Annotated in this window: 9 protein-coding genes and 1 tRNA gene; 1 reads left to right on the forward strand and 9 read right to left on the reverse strand. The window is 61.1% G+C overall.

All coding sequences use genetic code 11. The features are described from left to right. From rpoB to V7N12_RS12890, 9 genes are all read right to left on the reverse strand, one after another. On the reverse strand, positions 1 to 2,104 hold a 2,104-nt coding region (rpoB, locus tag V7N12_RS12850; RefSeq protein ID WP_333715020.1), incomplete at its 3' end, for a DNA-directed RNA polymerase subunit beta. Between the two features lie 244 nt (positions 2,105 to 2,348). Next, the gene (rplL, locus tag V7N12_RS12855) at positions 2,349 to 2,726 is read right to left on the reverse strand and encodes a 50S ribosomal protein L7/L12 (protein ID WP_333715022.1); all 378 of its coding nucleotides are present in this window, start codon (positions 2,724 to 2,726) and stop codon (positions 2,349 to 2,351) included. A gap of 70 nt (positions 2,727 to 2,796) precedes the next feature. Beyond that, the gene (rplJ, locus tag V7N12_RS12860; RefSeq protein WP_333715023.1) at positions 2,797 to 3,309 is read right to left on the reverse strand and encodes a 50S ribosomal protein L10; all 513 of its coding nucleotides are present in this window, start codon (positions 3,307 to 3,309) and stop codon (positions 2,797 to 2,799) included. A gap of 355 nt (positions 3,310 to 3,664) precedes the next feature. After that, positions 3,665 to 4,366: a 50S ribosomal protein L1 gene (gene rplA, locus V7N12_RS12865; protein WP_333715024.1), complete on the reverse strand. Its 702-nt coding sequence runs from the start codon at positions 4,364 to 4,366 to the stop codon at positions 3,665 to 3,667. Then, on the reverse strand, positions 4,366 to 4,791 hold the full coding sequence (gene rplK / locus V7N12_RS12870) for a 50S ribosomal protein L11 (protein WP_333715025.1): 426 nt from the start codon (positions 4,789 to 4,791) through the stop codon (positions 4,366 to 4,368). Before rplK ends, rplA begins: the two co-directional genes overlap by 1 nt. A gap of 317 nt (positions 4,792 to 5,108) precedes the next feature. Then, positions 5,109 to 5,639: a transcription termination/antitermination protein NusG gene (gene nusG, locus V7N12_RS12875; protein ID WP_333715026.1), complete on the reverse strand. Its 531-nt coding sequence runs from the start codon at positions 5,637 to 5,639 to the stop codon at positions 5,109 to 5,111. A 170-nt stretch (positions 5,640 to 5,809) separates the two neighbouring features. Next, entirely contained in the window at positions 5,810 to 6,010 is a 201-nt protein-coding gene (gene secE / locus V7N12_RS12880; protein ID WP_333715027.1) for a preprotein translocase subunit SecE, read from the reverse strand. 79 nt (positions 6,011 to 6,089) lie between these two features. Further along, positions 6,090 to 6,986 carry a hypothetical protein gene (locus V7N12_RS12885; protein WP_333715028.1) on the reverse strand — a complete coding sequence of 299 codons (897 nt, stop codon included), beginning with the start codon at positions 6,984 to 6,986 and terminating at the stop codon, positions 6,090 to 6,092. A 42-nt stretch (positions 6,987 to 7,028) separates the two neighbouring features. Continuing rightward, positions 7,029 to 7,104, reverse strand: a tRNA-Trp gene (locus tag V7N12_RS12890). Between the two features lie 120 nt (positions 7,105 to 7,224). Between V7N12_RS12890 and V7N12_RS12895 the strand changes: the two genes are divergently transcribed. Then, positions 7,225 to 7,908 (forward strand): lysophospholipid acyltransferase family protein, encoded by a 684-nt coding sequence (locus V7N12_RS12895; protein WP_333715029.1) that lies wholly within the window; start codon positions 7,225 to 7,227, stop codon positions 7,906 to 7,908. The last annotated feature ends 87 nt before the right edge of the window (positions 7,909 to 7,995 follow it).

Here is a 7,995-nt window from a genome sequence, read left to right on the forward strand (position 1 = left end):
GCGCGCGGTTGGCGTCGTCGTTTTCAAGGAACGGGATCAGCGAGGCGGCGACCGAGACAAGCTGTTTCGGCGACACGTCGATCAGGTCCACGTTCTCGCGTGGGGACAGCGTGTAGTCGCCGTTCTTGCGGGTCGAAACCAGTTCGTTCTTGAACGAGCCGTCATCCGCCATGTTCGCATTGGCCTGCGCCACGGTGTGACGCATTTCCTCGGTGGCGGACATATAGGACACCTCGTCGGTGACCTTGCCATCCACGACCTTGCGATAGGGCGTTTCGATGAAGCCGTATTTGTTGACACGGGCAAAGGTGGCCAGGCTGTTGATCAGACCGATGTTCGGCCCTTCGGGCGTTTCGATCGGGCACATCCGGCCATAGTGGGTCGGGTGCACGTCGCGCACTTCGAAGCCCGCACGCTCGCGCGTCAGACCGCCGGGCCCGAGCGCCGAGAGACGGCGCTTGTGGGTGACTTCGGACAGCGGGTTGGTCTGGTCCATGAACTGCGACAGCTGGCTGGACCCGAAGAATTCGCGGACAGCAGCGGCAGCAGGTTTCGCGTTGATCAGATCCTGCGGCATCACGGTGTCGATCTCGACCGAGGACATACGTTCCTTGATCGCGCGCTCCATCCGCAACAGGCCGACGCGATACTGGTTTTCCATCAGCTCACCGACCGAGCGGACACGACGGTTGCCGAGGTGGTCGATGTCGTCGATGTCGCCGGTGCCGTCACGCAGTTCGACCAGCGCCTTGATGCAGGCGACGATGTCTTCCTTGCGCAGGGTGCGCATGGTGTCTTCGGCGTCCAGATTCAGACGCATGTTCATCTTGACCCGACCGACAGCCGAGAGGTCGTAACGCTCGCTGTCGAAGAACAGCGTGTCGAACAGGGCCGAGGCACTGTCGACGGTCGGCGGCTCGCCCGGGCGCATGACGCGGTAGATATCCATGAGCGCGGTTTCGCGGTTCATGTTCTTGTCCGACGCCATCGTGTTGCGCATGTAGGCGCCGACGTTGATGTTATCGATATCAAGGACGGGGATCGAGGTAATGCCCGCATCCAGCAGGTCCTTCAGCGTGCCGCCGATGACGGCACCATCCTTGTCACGCTCGACCGTCAGTTCATCACCGGCTTCGACGTAGATCGCGCCGTTTTCCTCGTTGATGATGTCCTGTGCAACGAACTTGCCCACGATGTTCTCGTATGGGACGAGCAGGTCCGTCACCTCGCCGGCATCGATCAGCTTCTTGACCGTCCGGGGCGTGATCTTTTCGCCAGCCTTGGCGATGACTTCACCGGTCTTCGCGTCGACCAGATCGAAGGTCGGGCGGGTGCCGCGCACGCGCTCGGGGAAGAACTTGGTGACCCAGGCGTTCTTCTTCTTCTTGTCCAGCTTGTAGTCGACGGTGTTGTAATAGGCATTCATGATGCCTTCCTGATCCATGCCCAGCGCATAGAGCAGCGTCGTCACCGGCAGCTTGCGGCGACGGTCGATGCGGCAGAACACCAGATCCTTGGCGTCGAATTCGAAGTCCAGCCAGCTACCGCGGTATGGGATGATGCGGCAGGCGAACAGCAGCTTGCCCGACGAATGGGTCTTGCCCTTGTCGTGGTCGAAGAACACACCGGGCGAGCGGTGCATCTGGGACACGATCACACGCTCTGTGCCGTTCACGACAAAGGTGCCGTTGGGGGTCATCAGAGGCATGTCGCCCATGAAGACGTCCTGTTCCTTGATGTCCTTGACCGACTTGGCGCCCGTATCCTCGTCCACTTCGAAAACGATCAGACGCAGCGTCACCTTCAGCGGCGCGCTGTAGGTCATGTCGCGCTGCTGGCATTCCTCGACATCGTATTTCGGCTTTTCCAGCTCGTATTTGACGAACTCGAGCACGGCGGTTTCGTTGAAATCCTTGATCGGAAAGACCGACTGGAAGACACCCTTGATGCCTTCGCCGTCCAATGGCTGCGCGGCATCGCCGGACCGCAGGAACAGATCGTAAGAGGATTTCTGAACCTCGATGAGGTTCGGCATTTCAAGCACTTCGCGGATTTTGCCGTAGTACTTGCGCAGGCGTTTCTGACCAAGGAAGGAAGAAGCCATGTGCGATGTCACCTTTTGCTTTGTCTCTCGAATGTCTCTGCGCCGGGGCCGCACGGAACCACCCATTTGACAGGGGGCCTGATATCCATTCGTGGCATCCGTCCCACCGGCTGCCTCCCGATATCGAAACCTACCCAAGGGGTCGGTCGGCATTGGCCGACCTCTAAGACAGGTTTGGCCGGACCCGCATTTCTACGGGACCAGCCGAGTTTTCGGGCAGAGTGTCTCTGCCTGATGTGCAGGCTTAGGCCAGTTCGACCTCGGCACCAGCTGCTTCCAGCTTTGCCTTGATCTCGTCGGCTTCGGCTTTGGCAATGCCTTCTTTGATCTTGCCGCCAGCTTCGACCAGATCCTTGGCTTCTTTCAGGCCAAGACCGGTGATGGCGCGGACTTCCTTGATGACGTTGATTTTCTGTGCGCCAGCATTCTTGAGAACGACGTCGAATTCGGTCTTCTCTTCGGCAGCAGCCGCACCGGCGTCACCCGCAGGGCCAGCCATCATGACGGCGCCACCGGCAGCAGGTTCGATACCATACTCGTCCTTGAGGATGGTTTTCAGTTCTTGTGCTTCGAGAAGGGTCAGACCAACGATCTCTTCAGCAAGTTTCTTCAGATCAGCCATTTTATGCTTTCCGTTCGTTTATGTGTGTTCCAACGTGAGGGACGCGCGCCCCCAAGCCAATTCAGGTGCCTTATGCAGCTTTCTCTTCGATGGTCGAAAGAATGCTCGCGATGTTCGAAGCAGGTGCGCCAATGGCCCCGGCAATATTTGCAGCGGGTGCGCCGATGCAGCCGACGATCGAAGCGATAAGCTCTTCGCGGGATGGCATCTTTGCGACGGCTGCAACACCGGCAGGGTCAAGTGCCGTATCGCCCATAGCACCGCCGAGGATGACAAGCTTGTCATTGTCCTTGGCGAACTTGTCCACCACCTTCGCCGCAGCGACGGGGTCTTCGGAATAGGCAAGTACGGTCATGCCCGTGAGGTATTTTGCGATGCTTGCGCATGGCTTCCCCTCAAGGGCGATTTTGGCGAGTCTGTTCTTGGCAACGCGCACGGAACCGCCCGCTTCACGCATGGATGCGCGCAGGTCCTGCATTTCGGCAACTGTCATGCCTTCGTAGTGGGCAACCACAACGACGCCAGAGCTTTCAAAGATCTGGCCGAGGTCTTCAACCAGCTGTTCTTTTTGTGCTCTATCCACAGTTTCACTCCAAGTTTGGTGCCGGAATGGGTCCGGCACCGGCTCACATTTTGTCAAACGGCAGGGCCGCCCAACATCTACAGTCCATGCAAACGGGGCGTGCCAGCCAAGTCTCCAAAAGAGCCTTAAAATCTGGTCTATCCCGTCTCAGGCAGGAATTATCGGCATATGGGCCAACCCACCGTCTCGGACGAATAAAGGCCCGAACGAATCATTCTTTCGGGCCAGTGGGGGGACATCTAGTCGCTCGCAAGGCAAATGCCAAGAGCAGAGGCGTCCGGTCATTCAGGATTTGTCAAGAAAAAACGGCAGGCCCGAAAGCCCGCCGTTTCACATCGCCATTGGCGCAGTAGGTCTAGGCGTTGCCAGTGGCCGAAGCCACATCGACGGTGACGCCGGGGCCCATTGTCGAGCTGACCGAGATCTTCTTCATGTAGGTGCCCTTGGCGCCTGTCGGCTTGGCCTTGCCGACGGCATCGACGAAAGCCTTCATGTTCTCGGCGATCTGCTCGGCGCTGAAGGACGCCTTGCCGATCCCGGCATGGACGACACCGGCTTTTTCCGCCTTGAACTGCACCTGACCGCCCTTGGCAGCCTCGACAGCTTCCTTGACGTCCATCGTCACCGTGCCGACGCGAGGGTTCGGCATCAGGTTGCGTGGGCCCAGGATCTTGCCCAGACGGCCGACAACAGCCATCATGTCGGGTGTGGCGATGCAGCGGTCAAAGTCGATCGTGCCACCCTGGATGGTTTCCATCAGGTCCTCGGCGCCGACGATATCCGCACCGGCTGCCTTGGCTTCATCGGCCTTTTCGCCGCGTGCGAAGACCGCGACGCGGACGGTCTTGCCCGTGCCGTGCGGCAGGGTCACCGTGCCACGGACCATCTGGTCGGCGTGACGGGGATCGACACCCAGCTGCATCGCGATTTCGATGGATTCATCGAATTTCGCGGTGGCATTGGTCTTGACCAGGGATGCGGCTTCAGCAACCGAGACGTTGGTCTTGCCATCGAAAGCGGCGCGTGCGGCCGCAGAGCGTTTACCAAGCTTTGCCATTACTTCACCTCGATGCCCATGGAACGGGCCGAGCCCATGATGATCTGCATTGCGCCTTCGATGTCGTTGGCGTTCAGGTCCTTCATCTTGGCTTCGGCGATTTCACGCACCTGCTTGGCCGAGATCGAACCGGCCGAGGCCTTGCCCGGCGTCTTCGAGCCGGACTGCAGCTTGGCGGCCTTCTTGATGTAGTAAGACGCAGGCGGCGTCTTGATTTCCATCGTGAAGGACTTGTCCTGATAATAGGTGATGACGGTCGGGCATGGCGCGCCGACTTCCATGTCTTCGGTCTTGGCGTTGAACGCCTTGCAGAATTCCATGATGTTGATGCCGCGCTGGCCCAATGCGGGACCGACGGGTGGGGACGGGTTCGCCTTGCCTGCAGGAACCTGCAGCTTCAGCGTGCCCATGATTTTCTTGGCCATTGGCCTTCTCCTGTTTCCAACGCCTCCGGGTCGCGACCCGTCAGCTTTGATGTTGTGTGGTCCGGCCGGTCACGCGCGCGCGCCGAAACCTCCCACGAGGGATCACCCCACGGGTGGGGCGACAAAGGCGGCGTTTAGGCGGGAATCGGTGGCGGCGCAAGGGGTTTTTCCCACATGCCAACCCGCAGTCGCCCCCGGGCAAGAGGTGCCAGCCCCCACCCCTTCCCCGCCGTCACAGCACAAGAGATCGCGCGGCCGATCAGACGAAAAAGGGGGCCGTCAGCCCCCCTTCGACATCGCAAGACTTGCCGGCAGCCTTATTGCTTGCTCACCTGCGTGAACTCCAGTTCCACCGGGGTTGCGCGGCCGAAGATCGAGACCGAGACCTTCAGGCGCTGGTTGTCCTCGTCGACCTCTTCCACCATGCCGTCGAAATCCTCGAACGGGCCGTCGTTGACCTTGACCTTCTCGCCGATCTCGAAATGGATCAGCGTGCGTGGCGCGTCTTCGCCCTCTTGCACGCGGCCGAGGATGGCCTGCACCTCGGCGTCGCGCATCGGCATCGGACGGCCCTGCGGACCCAGAAAACCGGTGACGCGGTTGATCGAATTGATCAGGTGATAGCCTTCGTCCGACATCTCCATGTGCACCAGCACGTAGCCGGGCATGAAGCGGCGCTCGGCCGTGACCTTCTTGTTGCGGCGGATTTCGATGACTTCCTCGGTCGGGACCAGAACCTCGTCGATCTGGTCGGACAGCCCCTGATCAGCCGCCTTCTGGCGGATCGCCTCTGCGATCTTCTTCTCGAAGTTCGAGAGAACACTTACCGAGTACCAGCGTTTCGCCATCTTTCAGAACACCTTGTTGTCATCTGCCCGAAGGGGCGCGGTTAGCTTCATTGCGAGTCCCGAAAATAAAAGCGGCGTGCAACTTCGCCGCCGCACGCCATTTCAGGATCGTTTCGCAGGCTCATACCGCCGCGCGTGCGGGTTTTCAAGAGGCAACGGGCAGAACGGGATCAGCCGCCGAAATAGGCCAGCACACCGTTCAGGCCGGTGCGCAGCATCAGATCGACAAGAAAGAAGAACAGCGCGGTCAGGCAGGCCATGATGAACACCATCAGCGTCGTCATCAGGGTCTCGCGGCGGGTCGGCCAGACGACCTTGGCGATTTCGGCGCGCGTTTCCTGAATGAACTTGATCGGGTTGGCGATGGCCATGGCCTTGCATCCTTTGCTTTACGGGCGGCACATACGAAGTCTTGCGCCTGAATTCAAGCCCGAGAGCAGGCCTGCCTGATCAACTTGTCTCGGGGCGCAGCAGGGTCACGCCGGGAATCATGCCAATGGCAGCGACCTGGTTGGCATAGTGCTGCTCGCTTTTGGCGTGGTCTTCGGGTGTGAAGGCATCGAAAGGGGGATAGCCATCCGCAACCGGCAAAAGTGCACGGGCACGGCGGGCGATGTCGGGCAGATCGGCTGTGTCGCCCCTGTGCAGCACCTCGGCCACCGCCGCTGCCGACAGGCCCGTGTTGATCGGGCGATCCACCACCGGCACATGGCGCGCGGCCACCTCGCCCAGCATCGCGGCGACGATTCGCGGAAAGAGCACGCGGTAATCCTCGTATCGCCAGACGGTGATCTGCCCGATACCCTTCGTCGTCCGCAGGTCCTGCACCAGCCCCAGCCAGTCCACGCTGGTCAGCGGATTGCGGCGCAGATAAAGGCCAAGGTGCCGCACCTGCCCGCCCAGAAGCATCTGGCAATAGGCCGAGTTCATGAAGGTCGTGGGGCGACGCACCGCAAGAAAGACATCCACGTCCTGCCCGAAGCTGGCGGCAAGCCGCGCCATCCGCTCGCCCGCGGGGCGGTAGCGGTGCCGCAACCCCAGCCCCTTGGGACTATTGAGAGGGCCGATGAAATTCTCTTCGCTTATCACCAGCCGGTGGGCATCCTGCGCAAGGGCGGCAAGCTGTTCTTGAGGGCTGCGGCGCGACGGATCCGCGACGGCACCGGGCTGAAACCCGAAAAGCGCCGGAATGGTGCGGCCCGGCAGGCGGAAATGCTCGGGGCCATAAAAGCGCACGCCATCGGCGGCGATGGCCTCGGTCGCGCGCTTGATGGTCTTTTGCAGGTGGGTGGTGGCGGTCTTGTGGGCGCCGACATGAAACGCGATCGTCAGGCTCTGGCGTGTCATGGGGTGAACGATCCTCTGGCAAGGGCGCCACGCGATCCGGTCTGGCAGGGGCAGCAGGACTTGAACCCGCGACCTACGGTTTTGGAGACCGCCGCTCTACCAACTGAGCTATACCCCTAGGACCGGCTGACGGGTTAGTCCGGAATCGGTGCGGGATCAAGGGGGAAGGTGCAGGACACTTCCGCATCGGGGCAAGAAATGCCACAAGTCAGGCAATGACTGACAAGGCCGCGACCCCGTGCTGAAAGCGTTTCGCAAACGACTGGAAAACTCTGAAACCCTTGCCGCGTTTCTGGCAGGTCTGGCGGCGCGCTATCTGGGGGTCTGCGAGCGGACGACCAAATGGACCATCATCGGCCGCGATGATCTGGTCGCCGCGACGCAAGACGGACCCGTGCTGGTCGTGATGTGGCATGAACGCTCGATCATGGGGGCGCTGCACTGGCCCGCAGGTGCCGGCCCGCTGTCCAGCCTCTACGCCAATTCCCCCATCGGGCGGGTGTCCGGTGCGCTGCAACGGCGGATGGGGCTACTGCCGATGCAGATGTCGGACAGGACCTCGAACGTTGCAGCATCACGCGCGGTGCTGAAGCGCGCCCGCGAGGGGGTCAGCATCGCCCTGACCGGCGACGGTCCCCTGGGCCCGGCGATGGCGTTGAAGGATGCGCCGCTGGAATGGGCGCGGGTGACGGGAATGCCGGTTTTTGCCTATGCGTTTTCCACAAGGCGGTTCAGGACGCTCGACACCTGGGACCGGATGATGGTGCCACGGCCCTTCGGGCAGGGCGCCAAGGTCTACCGCCGGTTCGAGGCGGGCATACCCCGCAAGATGGACGATGCGGACCGCGAGGCACTGCGGTCGAGGTTTGCGGATTTCCTGACAGAGACGATGGCCGAGGCGGACGGACTCGCAAGGGGCTGAGCAATTTCGGCAAGAGCATCATTTCCATAACACGAAAAGGCCGCCCCGTTGGGGGGCGGCCTTTGGTTTGTCTTGCCGTTTGTCGGG

This window comes from Yoonia sp. (genome assembly GCF_036770585.1).
Taxonomy (GTDB): Bacteria; Pseudomonadota; Alphaproteobacteria; order Rhodobacterales; family Rhodobacteraceae; genus Yoonia.